Here is a 14,772-nt window from a genome sequence, read left to right as displayed (position 1 = left end):
TTATGGAGAGAAGATGGAGTTTTAGAAAAGTTTTATCATCTGTAGCAGTTGCAGGAATGTTAACTAGTATGGCAGCAGTACCTACAATTTCACCAGTAAATGCGGCTGTAGATCATCAATATGATCTAGTAGAGATGAAAAAAGATTCAGTTTTGAAAAACGGTAATTTTGATAATGGGGCTACTAACTGGAATATTGCAGGGCAAAATTCTGGTGTTGTTGCTGAAGATGGTGTAACTATTGGTAAATCAGGGAAACTTGGGGCAACTACTGATTTGCATGCTAATGGACATATTTGGCAAGAAGTGACCTTGAAACCAAACACTAAATATACATTAAAAGCAAAAGTTAAGTTTTCAAGCGAAAATTCTGATGATACAATTACCTTGGATGTTAAGACGGGAGGATTAAACGCTCCGAAAACATTTAAGGATAAGCCAATTAGTCCTACCAACGGATGGGAAGAAGTAGAATTAGAATTTACAACATCATCAGAAACAGCATATGTTGTTGGTGTTGCACGTTGGGTAGATGGGAATGCAAGTGACTCACTGAAAAATTCTACTGTTTATTTTGATGATGTAGAACTTATCGGTGGAGACAGCGAAGAAGATTCAAATTATGATATTTTATGGGCTGATGATTTTAATGAATCGCAATTAGATACAAGTGACTGGGGATATGAATTAGGAAGTATTCGTGGTGTTGAACAACAACACTATGTAAAAAGTGACGAAAATGTATTTATGCGTGATGGAAACTTAGTTTTAAAGGCTACTGATCGTGCAAAAGAAGATCAATATAAAAATCCTCGTGGTAATCGTCAAGTAATCTATAATTCTGGAAGTGTGAGAACTCATGGAAAACAAGAATTTTTATACGGAAGAATTGAAATGAGAGCAAAATTACCAAAAGGAAGAGGAGCATTCCCTGCGTTTTGGACATTAGGTGCTGATTTTACACTTGATGGAAAGATTAATGGTAAACAAGGATATGGATGGTCACGTTGCGGTGAAATCGATATCATGGAATTATTAGGTGGTTATGAAGGTGAAGCTCGAAATAAACAAGTATGGGGGACACCACATTTTTATGATAAAAATATCGGTGATCAATGGGATCAAGATACAACTGGTTCTGGGGGAAAAGCATATACAAACCCAAGCGGTGCTGATTTCAATGATGATTATCATGTATTTGGTATCAATTGGTCACCAGATAAAATTGAATGGTACGTCGATGGAGTGATTTATAATACCCTAGATTTAACTAATCCAACTTGGGGTGAATCTGCAAAAAAATGTTTTAATCGTCCACAATATATTCAATTAAACTTAGCTATGGGTGGAAACTGGCCTGGTGATGTAGAAACTAATTTAGCAGGAACTGAATTTGCAATTGATTATGTATATTATGCTCAAAATGAAGAACAAAAAGCTGCAGCAAAAGAATATTACGATGCTGCACCAGAAATTAGTGGGTTAAAAGATGTAACAATGCAAGAAGGAGCAACACCTGATCTATTAGCTGGTGTTACATCTAATCGTAATAGTTTTGTAGATTTTTCAATTGAAAATGAACATATGTTTAAAAATGAAGGTGGGTTAACTAGTGTTGATTTACTTTGTACAGGCAAAGATGATCTAGCTAGTTTAGCAAAATTACCAGTTGGTAAATATAACATTCATTATACTGCTATTCCAAATGATATAGAATATGATGGAAATAGACCAGAACGTGAAAGTGATTATAAATTCACTCGTAAAACGATGACTTTAACAGTTGCTGAACGTACTTTCCCTAGTGATTTTAAATTAAATGGAATCGTTGGTGATAAATTAGCAAATGTAGCATTACCAGAAGGATGGTCTTGGGTTGATCCAGAAACAAAAATTACAGGTACAGCAGATGAATATGATGTAAAATATGTCAATGGTGAATATTCAAAAACAGTAAAAGTTGTAGTTAATGCAGTTGTCGTTGATAAAGAAGGTTTAAAAGCTAGGCTAGCAGAAGCAACAGCTGAAGCAGCTAAGATAGATGTATATAAAGCTGCAACTATTGAAAAATTAAATACAGTAATCGAAGAAGCGACTAAAGTATTAAATGATACAAGTGCTAATAAAGAGGCTGTAGAAGAAGCAATTAGAGCTTTAAATACAGCTATAGCTAATCTTGAAAAATATGTAACAGAAGCAGAATTAGATCAAGTGATTGCTAAAGGTGAAGAATTTTTAGGGAAAACAGATATTTATACTAAAGAGTCACTAGATATATTAAGTACTGCTTTAGCAAAAGTAAGAAGTGCGATAACATCAGGTGACAAAGAAGCAATTGAATCAGCTTATGCTCAATTAACAGAAGCAATTGATAAATTAGTTAAAATTGATGCTCCTACACCTGAAGTGAAACCTGAGGTAAAACCAGAAAATAAACCTAATACAAGTGTTAAAACTGGTGATAATACATATTTAGGTGCAATTATGACATCATTGTTATTATCTGCGGGCGGTTTAGTATTGTTTAAAAAAAGAAAGTATAATTAAAATAGAAAGATAGTGCTATTGATTATTTCTAGCACTGTCTTTTTAAATGAGTTAAATATTAAATAGTAACAGTAATTAATGAATAAAAATAATGATTAAAATGGTGTTTTTATTCTAGAGTTTTTTTAAAAGTCAAAAATAGAAAAATATATGATAATAAGGTAATTTATTTGTAGAAAAATCATTGACATTAAATATAGAAGTATTTATAATGAGAATGTTCTTATGAACTCTAAGTCCCCGGTAAGGATATAGGAGAAAGTAAAATGAGACAAACAACTATGGCTAATGCAGCCACAATCGAAAGAAAATGGTACGTAGTTGATGCAACTGACTTAACTTTAGGTCGTTTGGCATCAGAAGTAGCAACAGTGTTAAGAGGTAAAAATAAACCTACTTACACACCACATGTGGATACTGGTGATTATGTAATCATCGTAAACGCTGATAAAGTAGTAATGACTGGAAAGAAATTAGATACAGTAAATTACTATCGTCACTCTGGATGGTTAGGTGGTTTAAAAGTTAAAACTGCTCGCCAATTCAAAGAACAAAATCCAACTGGTTGGGTTGAAGCAGCGGTAAAAGGTATGTTACCACATAACACATTAGGTAGAAAACAAGGGATGAAATTATTTGTATATGCAGGTAGTGAACATCCACATGCAGCACAAAAACCAGAAGAATTGAAGATTAAAGGGTAAGGGGGAAATACAGAACAATGGCAAATGTACAATATAGAGGAACTGGACGTAGAAAATCTTCTGTAGCTCGTGTTATCCTAACACCAGGTACAGGAAATATCGTAATTAACGATAAACCAGCTAAAGAATACTTACCATCAGACGTTTTATTAATGATTGTTAATCAACCATTAGAATTGACTAACACAACTTCTCAATTTGATGTTAGTGTAAACGTATATGGTGGTGGATACTCTGGACAAGCTGGAGCTATCCGTCATGGTATCTCAAGAGCATTATTACAAGCTGGTACTGATTATAGACCAACTTTAAAAGCAGCTGGATTCCTTACTCGTGATGCACGCGTTAAAGAACGTAAAAAATATGGTCTTAAAAAAGCTCGTCGTGCTCCACAATTCTCAAAACGTTAATTTACACAAATTATTTCACAGTTTTGAACAATTCAAAACTACACAAAGCCCCTTTTTATGGGGCTTTTGTTGTATATGGATGTTTTAAAATTTTTTGGATTTTTAAAGATAAGTAGCACGTAAGAAGCAAGTAATATGCAAAATTAACTAGCACAATTGTCATTTAAGATGCACAAAGTATCAAAATTAATTATAATAAAAGTTATATATAGATGGGAGTGGATTTTTTTGGAATGGATTATTTCAGCTAATCATAATAAATATGATCATGTAAGAGCATTTAAAGAATTACCATATATTGATTGGAAACAAAATGCTAATTATTCTGTAGGAGATAAAGTTTTTATTTATTCTACTAAACCAGTAAGTGCTATTGAGTTTTTAGTTGATGTTATTGAAACTGATATTACCAGTGATAATGTTATAGATGATAAGAATTATTGGGTTGATATGGGGGAATATGAAAAGGGAAGAAAATACTCAAAATATACACGTTTTAAACTTGTTGAACATTTTGACACAAGTCAAATAACGATTGATGAGTTACATAAAAATGGGCTTATAGGAAATATACAAGGACCTAGAAAATTATATGATGAAATGGGAAATCTTTTAGAATTTGGTCAATATATTCATAATTCACTTAGTATATTCAAAAAAGATAAAACACGTGCTAAAATAATGAAGCAGAATGATCAATTAGATGATATGTTGAAAACAGTTATAACTGACATAATCATTAATCCATCAAAAATATATTCATATTCAGATGTTTTAAAACCTAAACCAAAATTAGTAGAAAATAAATTTAATAAAGTATATAAAAGAAATAAAGCAGTAGCTATTAATGCATTAGGGATAGCTAATTTTTCTTGTGAAATTGATAAAAAACATAAAACTTTTAAGCGGAAAAAAGATGGTGTTCCTTATACTGAACCCCATCATTTGATACCAATGGCTTTTCAAGATGAATTTGATTTTTCTATTGATATAGAAGAGAATATAGTATCATTGTGTAGTAATTGTCATAATGAAATTCATTATGGGGAGAATGCAAGAGAATTAATAACAAAGTTATATTATGAAAGAAAGAGTCTGTTAGAAAAAAAGAATATTTATATTTCTTTAATAAAATTACTGTCTTATTATGATTTATAAACAAGAACTCTATTTGATTTATAATAGAGTTCTTTTTATGCAAAATGATTTAAATGTATTTTTAGATTATACTCGTGTTATTTTTTTATAAAAGATGGATAATAAACACTATTAACAGTTTTTACTAATTCTTTTATATCTATATGTGTATATACTTTTTCATTTAATGACATTGCTCCAGCATGACCAATAATCATTTTATTAAATGTTGATGATATATTAGCTTCTGCCATTAGTGATACAAGAGTATGTCTACAACAATGAGGTGTATGATCTAAATTGAATCTGTCTAATAATGGTCTAAAGTAACTATCATAATAGTTTCTATATTTAAAGTGTTTTTGATCTGGAGTATGAAGTAAGTATTCTATTTTTGATGATTGATACCAATTTTTAAAGAATGGTAGTATATAGTCTGAAATAGGAACTTTACGTATGCCATTTTCTGTTTTCGAGTCAATAATTTCAAAATATTGTTCATCTAAATAAATGTTTTCTTTTTTTAAATCTAACATCTCACTTATTCTCACACCTGTATAAATCAACATAAGGATAATTTGATAGTATATATCATCTGATAAATCCCAAAATATATCAATTTGTTCTTTAGTGAAAGGTTTTCTTTCAACTGAATTAGGATTTTTATTACTGTATTTAGCAATGTCTACATACTTTGAATAATCTTTATTGCAAATATCATTTTTCATAGCATATTTATAAAGTTGATTAAATAATATTTTAATATTCTTTAATGTTGGATAGTTTTTTTCACAAGTATCAATAACTTTTTGTAAATCTGAAGTTTTTAATTCTCTAAATGTTCTTTCAAATAATAATGTACATGTATTATATGAAGCACGATAACCATTGATTGTAGATTTAGAAGCATTTTCAAACTTTTCTTTAGACCATTGCTCATAAACTTCTCTAAATGTAGTAGAACTATTATTTAAATCAAAAGGTGCATTATGGTAGTCGGCAAGCATTTGTAATCTTTCTGTCCTTGTTTTTGCATATCCAATGATTCCATACTTTTGTTTTGATTTTCCTGTTTTTTCATTTATTTCATAGCCTGTGGTAATTCTTACCATATATGGTCTTCTTCTACGGGAGGCATTACCCATTTTTATAACGCCTCCATAACTATTTGGTAGTTTAATATTTTTCATGTGAAATCCTCCTACTTTGTATTAATATATTGTTCTATAATTTGTTTTTTTAATTTTGTCTGAAAATCTTTAATTTCTATTGGCTTGGCATGAGGATGGGAATTGAACCATTATATAAGTCTCTTTTGATAATATTGTTCACAATAGCAGTTTAAGATAAATAGTTGATTATGAAAATCTTTGTCTTTTAATAACTGTACATATTCTTTAGGATAATAACTTTTCAAATATTGTATCTTTTCTTTTGCGTAATTACCTAATGGTAATTGATAGTTACATAAAATAGGATAATAAATATCTCCTATTAATTGATATGCTATATGATTCTTTTCATCAACGATTATTTTTTTCATTTTGATTAACCTCTCTTTCCTTTTTTTGATTTAAGATTTCTTGAAATTGTCTATGACCTAGAGCTTTTCGAATTGCAGATAAATCATTTTTTATTTCTCTATTTTCCTTAATGAGTTTATCAATTGTTTCATTAAGTTCATTGACTTGAATTTTTAATTTAAATGTTGATTGATTAAGATATTTTACTTGTTTAGTTAAATCAATACACTTTTTGATAATTTTATTAACATATGATTTGATATTTTGAATAAATGGAATCACTGTATTTTTGTGATAAGTTTTTGAACTTATCATATGGGACGGTTTAGGTATATTCCAAATTTTATCATTTTTAACTTCACTACTTAATTTGTTAAATAATTTTTCATCCTCTTTAATAATTGTGAGTCTGTTCTCAATCTCATTGATTTCTTCTTTTGTAGATGAAATTATATGGTTTAAATGTTGTTTTTGATTTGTTAAATCATTTATTTCATTTTTAAGAGATATAATTTCTTCATTTCTTTTCATTTTTTTAAAATCTAATATATCTAGATGTTGTTCATGTGTACCGAGTTGTTTCCACTTGATCTGATATTTTTTCATTATTTTAGCAAGATATTGTTTTTCTGATAAAATCCATTGATTCCACTCTGTATTTGTTCTTGTACCACCCTTAAATCCTTGATTATTAAGTGCTTGTTTCAATGATACTCGTGTATCTAGTCCTCTTTTACTGTTAGTAATGAATGGAATAAAATCAATATGCAAATGAGGTGTTTCTTCATCCATATGAAGATGAGCAGAATATACATATAGATTTGGATTTCTTTCCTGAAAACTTTTCATATATTCATCAAGAATATTTTTTGCTAACTCTCCATTTTCTGATTTGACATTCATATCATCTTTATTTCCTATTTGAATAATGATTTCATGAAAACTCTTTTCTTGTTTGCTTAATCTTATTTTTTCATAATAATCACCAATTACACGGTCTTTTCTATATTGCTTACTATTATATCTTTGCAATGCTTCATCGAAGAGAAAATGATATGCATCTCGAATGTCTATATAAACATATTCATGATTGTATATTGTACGGGATGCATCTACATTTTTAGTGATAAAATGACGTCTATTATGATTAACGTTTCCTCTACCAATCATTACACTTATTGTACGTTCCATTTGGTTTTACTCCTTAAAATGCCTCGCAGAGCGCAAGCATCTTTTGATATTGTCAAAAGTGCATTTGCGTTACTTTCGACAAAGTAACAAAGGTACCTGACAGAAAGGAAGATTGTAATATTGCAGTATTTAAAGGTTTTGCATTCATGCAATCTTAATCGTTTAATATCCAACACCATGAAGTACCTATTTTTTTGAGCGGACATTTAATTCTGCCTTAGCTTGATTGAGAGTTCTTTCACATATATTATTTATTTTTGCTTGCTTAAATATTTCTACAGAGGCAACTGGACCAGATGAAAGTTGTTCTAAGATAAATTGGGTGGCTCTTGATTTTTCAGATTCTTTATGGTATCCGGCTAATAATTCATCGGAATTAATATCATATTTGCCAATCCATTGAAATCCTTTTTCTTTGCTTAATTTGAATGCAAATGCATCACCTTTTGGAGCAAGACTACTTTTATCATGAATAACTGCTCTAATATCTAGGTTGCTTTTTAATTCACCAACTATTAACACACTTCTAGCTGCAGCAGGAATATCAATGGTACCTATACCTCGATATATTGATTTATTACCTCTTGTTTTATTCATATGACCAACTAAAACGATTGCACAATTTTGTCTACTTGCAATATTTGCTAGATTTTTCATAAGTGGTCGAATTTCATTGGCTCTATTCATATCAACATTTGAACCTAGATAGGCTTGAATTGGATCAAGAATAAATAATTTTGCTTGAAGTCTAATTATTGCTTCTTCAATTCTTTCATCTAACATAGTTAAAGGTATATCCGCTTCATTAATAAATTGAATTTGAGAACAATCAGCATTAGCATCAAGTAATCTAGGTTTAATGGTATCATCATAACCATCTTCAGCAGTTTGATAAATGATTTTAATAGGTTCTTTGTTTATATCTTGATTTTCAAAAGGAAGAGGTTTACCTCTAGATAGGAGGGAAGAAAGACGGAGAATTAATGTTGTCTTTCCTCCGCCAGGATCACCTTGAATAATTGTTACCTTTCCTAATGGAATATACGGATACCATAACCAATCTACGCTTTTAGCATTAACTTCCTCTAATGAAATCAATTCTAATTTTGGTTTACTCATACACGAACCTCTTTAAAATATCCTGTTTCTTCCCATACTTTTTTATCAGGACAATAATAATTAAATTCTGAAGAATTTTCTCTTTTCAATGCATATCCAAATTTTAAGATACCCATTTGTAATCCGATACGAATGTATTGAGCATCTTTACCTATAGCTTTTGCTAATTCACTAATCGGTACATTTCTACCAGTAAAGGCTGGTAATTCAATATATACTCTTTTTTCTTCCATAAACTTATACCTCCTTTGTAAGAGTATTTGAATACGAAAGAATGTTTTGATATAATGTTCAAAGAAAGGACATTATAAAAACTGTTCTTTCGATACATAGTTCATTAGACAAAGTTTGGTCGCGGAGTCTAATGAATTTTTTTATTTTAACAATTTATCACCTCCAATTATATTTCAGAGCAATTATTGCTCTATAAAAATATTATACAGAGCATTATATACTCTGTCAACGATATTATAAAGTTTTATTGTAAAACTAAAATAGTATGATATAATTATAAGATATAAAGGAGACGTTATAATGACAACAGGTGATAAAATAAAAAAAATCAGAAATTATAGAGGATTAACACAAAAGCAATTAGGAGAGCTTTCGGGTATTCATGAGGTTGCTATTCGAAAGTATGAGTTGAACAAGGTTATGCCAAAGCAAGAACAGTTATTAAAAATTGCAAATGCATTAAATGTACCATTAAATACTTTTTATGAATATCATATTGATGAAAAACCTGATATATTACCTTTATTATTTGCAATAGATGAGAAGTTTCCTTTGAAAATACAAAGAAAAGGAACTAAATACACTTTAGAGTTTGATGATGATGATCTTAATCGTTTTTTACATAATTGGATGAGTTTAAAAGAAATGTTAACTGAAGGATTTGAAACGCATCAAAATTATGAATTATGGAAATTATTATGCCCATTTAATGAAAAGACGTATATTGATGTGGAAGATACAAGAAATGAAAACATTTCTAATAGAGATTAATTTAAATATTTTAAAATAATAAAAAGATGGTGTGATTTAATAAAATTAGAAAAATATTATTTAAAAAAATTTAATGATAAAATTTTTTATAGCAATATATTTGTTTATTAACTAAAAGAATATATTGAAAGCTAACTATATAGATATGGAAATTTTACAGAATATTATGGTTTTGATGATGTAAATAATATAAAGGTATTTCACATATGTTTTACATTAATATGTTATTTATTATGATTTTTTAAAGGGAACAACGTTTAGTTGTTTTAAATTAATACAGAAAATTTATATTGTTGAATGGTTTTGATTTTAATTTAAAGATTAGAATATTTAATAATTACATATATCAGATAGTTAACTAAATTTTATAATAAAAAAGCACATTAAAATGTGCTTAAAACAGATATTTAAATTTTTACGAGTGACAAACCCCGTCAAAATTTAGAGACCCATTAAAACAAATGGGTATTAATCTTTTTATTGAAAAACAAAAATTTTATCTCTGTTATTTTTTAGTGAGTTCAATTAAATCGCTAATATCTGTTATTTTTAGAACTTCTGCAATTTTGGCAATATGTTCAAAATTCATTACTGTTCGAGTTCCACGACAAATATCGCTTATTGTTGATTCTCTAATATTAGCCATTTTGGCAAGCTCTTTTTGTGTGATGTTTCTACTATCTAAAATTTCTTTTAATCGAATGTGTATAGAATAGCTCATAAACTCTCCTTTTACTCTTTTTGAAATAATACAGTCATATATGCTAAATCCCAAATATTTTGATCCTTACCAACTGCATTTGGATTATCACCAATTGAATTAGCAAAACTCATTATTTTATTTACTAATTCTACTTTGCATTTTTTCCAAATTTTAATTGGATCCACTCCATTATACCACTCATATTTTCCTGTTACATTGTTATCAACAACTAAAGTTCTAAAAGCAGCCACTACTGGATATAGAAGACCATCTGGTATTTTGTATGTAAGTTCATTTTGCTCAAATTTACTTTTTCCAACAATGCGTCCATCTTTATAACCAGAATATTTTTTTCTACCATATCGTCCTCCTGCTTCGTTATAAGCATCTGCAAACTCAGTTTCTATTGCATCATAAAGATCAAAAATATCTGGTGCAATATTAACGAATTTTCTATAGTGCTCAGGATTTTCAAGATATATGGATAACATTTTTGCTTTAGAAGAATATGCTTGAGTTGGGTGTGTTTTGAAATCAAAACGATCGATATTAAACATATTTATAATAGCAACAATTTCTCTAGCATCAATCATTTTTAAATTTTTTCCATTTGTGTTATCAATTTCTATTTGATTTTGTTTGAAAGCAATTCTATTATAGAATGGCATTCCTTCAAGTCCTTCTTTAATTGGATCAAATTTATTAGCTAATTCAGCCATGGATTTTTCATCGACTTGTACAGATGTATTACGTGCCCTAGCCAAATCTTCTATAATATCTTCTACACCTGTCATAATCTCAAATTGTACATATTGATCAATTTTTGAATCATCTTTGTGTTCGCAAATAATTTTATATGTATGACCACCATCAATATTTCCATGGAGGGCGTTATCATCAAATTCAATCGTTACTTCCTCTTTCTTGTTATTAAAAATGACTTTTCCTGCTGATATTACAATACCACGATTTTTTAAATGAAAGTACCCATCATTGCTACATAATGATTCCTCAATGGCTTTAGCAACAGATGAAGATAATTTTTGTTCACGTGGATTGGTTGCCATAGGAATTCCCTCAGGGATATCCGATGTTTTTACATAAAATACATATTTTTTTGATTTTCCATTTTCAAATGGATCATCTAATTTTCTAAATGTATTTGCTTTAACTTTAAATGTTTTTGTAATCATATTTGTCTCCTTTTCTCTACTTAACACCATAGTGTTAACAGAATTAATATTTTATAAAGTTAGCTTTTATAATTACATTATAGCGAAATATCGTTATAACGTCAACATCAAATGAGATTTTTTTAAAATACTAATAATAATTTTAATAAAACTAAAATATTAAAAAATCATAGTAATAAATTGGTTTGAAGTGGTTTGGCAAATAAGCAGGTAAGATGCAAAATCAATAAAAAGTGCTGATTTTATCATATCTAGGAATTAACAAAACGTTAGTAATAACAGTAATGAGATGTTTAGAGAAGTATTTGGACTTTGTGAGAAGTTTAGATACTTCTTTTTTTCTTTTTAAAATAAGGGTATAATAAGAATAATTAATATTGAAAGTAGTAGTTGATTGTGGGAAATAATTTGTTAAACAATGAAGCATTAGTAAATGAAATCGCTAGTATTATTACAAATGCTAGAACTAATGTCATTAAAATATTAATACTGAGTTAATTAATGCATATTGGAATATAGGACGTATTATAGTTGAGGATGAGTTAAAATCTCAGCGTGGCGAATATGGAAAAAAACAATTACTTACACTATCGAAAACTCTTACAAATAAATTTGGAAAAGGATTTTCTCGAGCAAATCTTCAAAATATGAGATTGCTTTATTTAAAATATCCAAATTGCCAGACACTGTCTAGCAAATTAAGTTGGTCACATTATTGCGAATTATTATATATATCTGATGATGACAAACGTAGTTTCTATGAAAAAGAAGCAATTAATGCAAATTGGTCAGTAAGAGAGTTAAAAAGACAAATTAGCACTTCATTACTTGAAAGATTGTTATTATCAAATGGGGAGACTAATAAAAAGAAGGTTCTTGAATTAGCGTTAAAAGGAAATGAAATTGCTAAACCAGAGGATATAGTAAAAGATCCTTATGTTTTTGAATTTCTTTGTCTGCCAGAAAATAAACCAATGATGGAATCTGATTTGGAAGAAGCTCTTGTTAGACAAATTGAAAAGTTTCTTTTGAAACTTGGAAAAGGATTTATGTTTGTAGGAACTCAGCAAAGGATAACATTCGGAAATACGCATTATTATGTGGATATGGTTTTCTATAACAAAATTTTAAAATCTTATGTATTGATAGAATTAAAAACTATCAAATTAATGCCTGAAGCAGTTGGGCAACTTAATATGTACTTGAATTATTATACAGCAGAAATTAATGATGAAAATGATAATCCACCAATTGGATTGATTTTATGCACTGATAAAGGCAATGTTGATATGCAGTATGCATTAGGAGGATTGAGTAATAATATTTTTGCTTCAAAATATGTAACATATATGCCTGATAAGGAACAATTAATTGCTCAGGTTGAAGCTGTATTATCATCTAATGATAATAAAAACGAATTGACTTAAATTATTTTGTTTTGATAATGTAACAAAACCACTTTAAAAATCTTGTTTTATCGTATTTTACAGTTGTCAAAACGTAAATGTTGTCATGAGAAGATTAGATACTTCTTTTTATGAATAGGAGTATAATCTCTCTCATTTAAGATGAACTATGGAAAGGAGCAATTATACGATGAGTAGAGAAAGTATATCAGAAGATGTTAAAAGAAAATTATATGCAGAATCAATGGGAAGATGCATGAATCCTAGCTGTCAAAGAGAATTGTTTAGAAAAGATGGAGATATAATTGAAAAGGCACATATTCTTCCTTATTGTGAAACTGCTGATAATTCATTTGAAAATCTAATAATCTTGTGTCCTAATTGTCATAAGGATTTCGATAAAAATTCTTTGTTTACAGCTGATGAAGTTAAAGAATGGAAGAAAATTAGAGAAAATGAGGTTAATAGATTTTTTCAAAGAAAATTTGAAACTTTTGATGAATTAAAGAAAGAAGTAGCACCACTTCTTTTAGAAAATAAAACAATTTATGAAAATTATTATTTAGGTCATAATAAGAAATTATGGGATAAATTTGAACTTAAAATATTAGTAAATAATAGAAAAATAAAAAAACTGTTTGAGAAAAATTTTGACTTGATTCAACGTCATCCAAAAAAAGAATATTCAAATTTAGCATATATACATAGATTTATGTTACATATAGATGAATTTGAAACCACTCGTGGTGAAGATGAAAAGAATAGACAGGTTCTTTTTCCTAAAATAATTAACTCTATGTTTGGAATAAAGCCAATTGAAGAGTTTCTTTTACCATCTACAGAAACCTTAGAAGATTTAATAACAAAATTAACAGCTGATGGTAAATTTGAAACTATAGTTTTGGGAATAGATAATCCATATATTCAATTAATTGAGAACGATGAATCAAGTAAATTGTATTTATTTGATACCCCCAGATTGAGGCAATTATATTTTGACTATGATTGTTGTAAATATGCTAAGGTTAGATTAGAAAGTTTAAACTTTGCATTAAAATATATGAAATCCAGAGACGTATTTTATAGATTTTTTACGTACAACAATTTAAGAGAAGTTGATGTGAATGGTGTCAAATTAGTTTTTGTATATGAATATTGTTTGAGTGAGGTTGAACTATTAAATCTAATGCCAGAAGAAAATGATGTTATTGTTAATTTACATAATTGGAACGGGGAATCTTGTATTTCCAAACAAGCATATGAACTTGCCGAAAAAATGAAAGTAACATTGTTAACTATGAATGATTTTTATAAATACATATATGAGATTAAAAAGCAATAAAGAGATAAGTAGATTAATTAAACAACATATTACATTGTTTGAAAATTTCAATTATGTTTATTTGTTTGGGTCATTATTAGACGTTAATAAAGTTCCAAATGATATTGATATATTACTTATTTATTCAGAGAGATCGGATAATATAATACACGATTTAAATTTTATTTGTTCCATTTTAGAAAAGGAATGTGGATTACCAGTTGATTTTACAGTGTTAAGTATTGAGGAGGAAAGAGAAACTAATTTTTTAACAAGAATTAGTTCGTCATATCTAAAGTTGAAATAAATAATTGAAGTAATTAATAATATTAAATAATAAATCACTTATGAACAACAATAAAAATTTGTGATTATAAAAATCTGTTTTAATAGATAGTGTTCACTTGTTTTAGCAATGCAACAAGTAAGCGACAAAAAGACTTTAAAACACTTATTTTATAAAGTTTCGGAGTTCTCAAAACGTTAATTTTATCAAATGTGTTGTTTATAAAAT

The 14,772-nt window shown here is 28.4% G+C and carries 15 protein-coding genes; 8 read left to right on the top strand and 7 right to left on the bottom strand.

Going from position 1 to position 14,772, the window contains the following annotated elements; genetic code table 11:
- The first annotated feature begins 2 nt into the window (after positions 1-2).
- From KSU54_RS00315 to KSU54_RS00300, 4 genes are all read left to right on the top strand, one after another.
- Positions 3-2,546 (top strand): family 16 glycosylhydrolase, encoded by a 2,544-nt coding sequence (locus KSU54_RS00315; protein ID WP_003537151.1) that lies wholly within the window; start codon positions 3-5, stop codon positions 2,544-2,546.
- A gap of 266 nt (positions 2,547-2,812) precedes the next feature.
- On the top strand, positions 2,813-3,250 hold the full coding sequence (rplM, locus tag KSU54_RS00310; RefSeq protein WP_003537152.1) for a 50S ribosomal protein L13: 438 nt from the start codon (positions 2,813-2,815) through the stop codon (positions 3,248-3,250).
- Positions 3,251-3,267: 17 nt separating this feature from the next.
- Positions 3,268-3,660 carry a 30S ribosomal protein S9 gene (gene rpsI, locus KSU54_RS00305; RefSeq protein ID WP_003537153.1) on the top strand — a complete coding sequence of 131 codons (393 nt, stop codon included), beginning with the start codon at positions 3,268-3,270 and terminating at the stop codon, positions 3,658-3,660.
- 228 nt (positions 3,661-3,888) lie between these two features.
- Entirely contained in the window at positions 3,889-4,818 is a 930-nt protein-coding gene (locus KSU54_RS00300; RefSeq protein ID WP_040434251.1) for an HNH endonuclease, read from the top strand.
- A gap of 77 nt (positions 4,819-4,895) precedes the next feature.
- On the opposite strand, the gene KSU54_RS00295 is transcribed toward KSU54_RS00300, so the two are convergent.
- The 5 genes from KSU54_RS00295 to KSU54_RS00275 all read right to left on the bottom strand — a co-directional run bounded on the left by KSU54_RS00295 (position 4,896) and on the right by KSU54_RS00275 (position 8,863).
- Positions 4,896-5,987: a tyrosine-type recombinase/integrase gene (locus KSU54_RS00295; RefSeq protein ID WP_003537157.1), complete on the bottom strand. Its 1,092-nt coding sequence runs from the start codon at positions 5,985-5,987 to the stop codon at positions 4,896-4,898.
- A gap of 110 nt (positions 5,988-6,097) precedes the next feature.
- Positions 6,098-6,340 (bottom strand): hypothetical protein, encoded by a 243-nt coding sequence (locus KSU54_RS00290; protein ID WP_003537159.1) that lies wholly within the window; start codon positions 6,338-6,340, stop codon positions 6,098-6,100.
- Positions 6,321-7,511 (bottom strand): plasmid recombination protein, encoded by a 1,191-nt coding sequence (locus KSU54_RS00285; protein WP_117791857.1) that lies wholly within the window; start codon positions 7,509-7,511, stop codon positions 6,321-6,323. The genes KSU54_RS00290 and KSU54_RS00285 overlap by 20 nt, the downstream gene beginning before the upstream one ends.
- Before the next feature lie 186 nt (positions 7,512-7,697).
- Positions 7,698-8,630: an AAA family ATPase gene (locus KSU54_RS00280; RefSeq protein WP_117791856.1), complete on the bottom strand. Its 933-nt coding sequence runs from the start codon at positions 8,628-8,630 to the stop codon at positions 7,698-7,700.
- Positions 8,627-8,863, bottom strand: a complete 237-nt coding sequence (locus KSU54_RS00275; protein ID WP_003537166.1) for a hypothetical protein — start codon at positions 8,861-8,863, stop codon at positions 8,627-8,629. The genes KSU54_RS00280 and KSU54_RS00275 overlap by 4 nt, the downstream gene beginning before the upstream one ends.
- 301 nt (positions 8,864-9,164) lie before the next feature.
- On the opposite strand from KSU54_RS00275, the gene KSU54_RS00270 reads away from it, so the two are divergent.
- Positions 9,165-9,635: a helix-turn-helix domain-containing protein gene (locus KSU54_RS00270; protein ID WP_003537168.1), complete on the top strand. Its 471-nt coding sequence runs from the start codon at positions 9,165-9,167 to the stop codon at positions 9,633-9,635.
- Between the two features lie 505 nt (positions 9,636-10,140).
- Here KSU54_RS00270 and KSU54_RS00265 read toward each other — a convergent pair.
- Together KSU54_RS00265 and KSU54_RS00260 are read right to left on the bottom strand one after the other, a co-directional pair.
- Positions 10,141-10,356, bottom strand: coding sequence for a helix-turn-helix domain-containing protein (locus tag KSU54_RS00265; protein ID WP_008790957.1), 216 nt, complete (start codon positions 10,354-10,356; stop codon positions 10,141-10,143).
- Positions 10,357-10,367: 11 nt separating this feature from the next.
- Complete coding sequence (locus KSU54_RS00260; RefSeq protein ID WP_008790958.1) at positions 10,368-11,531, bottom strand: AIPR family protein; 1,164 nt, start codon at positions 11,529-11,531, stop codon at positions 10,368-10,370.
- Between the two features lie 482 nt (positions 11,532-12,013).
- On the opposite strand from KSU54_RS00260, the gene KSU54_RS19260 reads away from it, so the two are divergent.
- From KSU54_RS19260 to KSU54_RS19255, 3 genes are all read left to right on the top strand, one after another.
- Positions 12,014-12,958, top strand: a complete 945-nt coding sequence (locus KSU54_RS19260) for a PDDEXK nuclease domain-containing protein (RefSeq protein WP_226816553.1) — start codon at positions 12,014-12,016, stop codon at positions 12,956-12,958.
- Between the two features lie 169 nt (positions 12,959-13,127).
- A complete protein-coding gene (locus KSU54_RS00250) occupies positions 13,128-14,279 on the top strand; it encodes an HNH endonuclease signature motif containing protein (protein WP_008790960.1) in 1,152 nt (383 codons plus the stop codon).
- Positions 14,239-14,565 (top strand): hypothetical protein, encoded by a 327-nt coding sequence (locus KSU54_RS19255; RefSeq protein WP_003537178.1) that lies wholly within the window; start codon positions 14,239-14,241, stop codon positions 14,563-14,565. The genes KSU54_RS00250 and KSU54_RS19255 overlap by 41 nt, the downstream gene beginning before the upstream one ends.
- Positions 14,566-14,772 lie beyond the last annotated feature (207 nt).

Origin of the sequence: Erysipelatoclostridium sp. MSK.23.31 (assembly GCF_019125875.1) — a bacterium.
GTDB lineage: Bacteria > Bacillota_I > Bacilli_A > Erysipelotrichales > Coprobacillaceae > Thomasclavelia > Thomasclavelia ramosa.
The sequence above is the reverse complement of the archived record's forward strand: the minus strand, read 5'-3'. Positions and strand labels throughout refer to the sequence as shown.

Bases quoted from the DNA above. Each gene is read 5' to 3' on its own strand.
- KSU54_RS00280 (WP_117791856.1), bottom strand. From the start codon at position 8,630: ATGAGTAAACCAAAATTAGAATTGATTTCATTAGAGGAAGTTAATGCT.
- KSU54_RS00285 (WP_117791857.1), bottom strand. From the start codon at position 7,511: ATGGAACGTACAATAAGTGTAATGATTGGTAGAGGAAACGTTAATCAT.
- KSU54_RS00290 (WP_003537159.1), bottom strand. From the start codon at position 6,340: ATGAAAAAAATAATCGTTGATGAAAAGAATCATATAGCATATCAATTA.
- KSU54_RS00295 (WP_003537157.1), bottom strand. From the start codon at position 5,987: ATGAAAAATATTAAACTACCAAATAGTTATGGAGGCGTTATAAAAATG.
- KSU54_RS00250 (WP_008790960.1), top strand. From the start codon at position 13,128: ATGAGTAGAGAAAGTATATCAGAAGATGTTAAAAGAAAATTATATGCA.
- rplM (WP_003537152.1), top strand. From the start codon at position 2,813: ATGAGACAAACAACTATGGCTAATGCAGCCACAATCGAAAGAAAATGG.
- KSU54_RS00315 (WP_003537151.1), top strand. From the start codon at position 3: ATGGAGAGAAGATGGAGTTTTAGAAAAGTTTTATCATCTGTAGCAGTT.
- KSU54_RS00275 (WP_003537166.1), bottom strand. From the start codon at position 8,863: ATGGAAGAAAAAAGAGTATATATTGAATTACCAGCCTTTACTGGTAGA.
- KSU54_RS00270 (WP_003537168.1), top strand. From the start codon at position 9,165: ATGACAACAGGTGATAAAATAAAAAAAATCAGAAATTATAGAGGATTA.
- KSU54_RS00260 (WP_008790958.1), bottom strand. From the start codon at position 11,531: ATGATTACAAAAACATTTAAAGTTAAAGCAAATACATTTAGAAAATTA.
- rpsI (WP_003537153.1), top strand. From the start codon at position 3,268: ATGGCAAATGTACAATATAGAGGAACTGGACGTAGAAAATCTTCTGTA.
- KSU54_RS19255 (WP_003537178.1), top strand. From the start codon at position 14,239: ATGATTTTTATAAATACATATATGAGATTAAAAAGCAATAAAGAGATA.
- KSU54_RS00265 (WP_008790957.1), bottom strand. From the start codon at position 10,356: ATGAGCTATTCTATACACATTCGATTAAAAGAAATTTTAGATAGTAGA.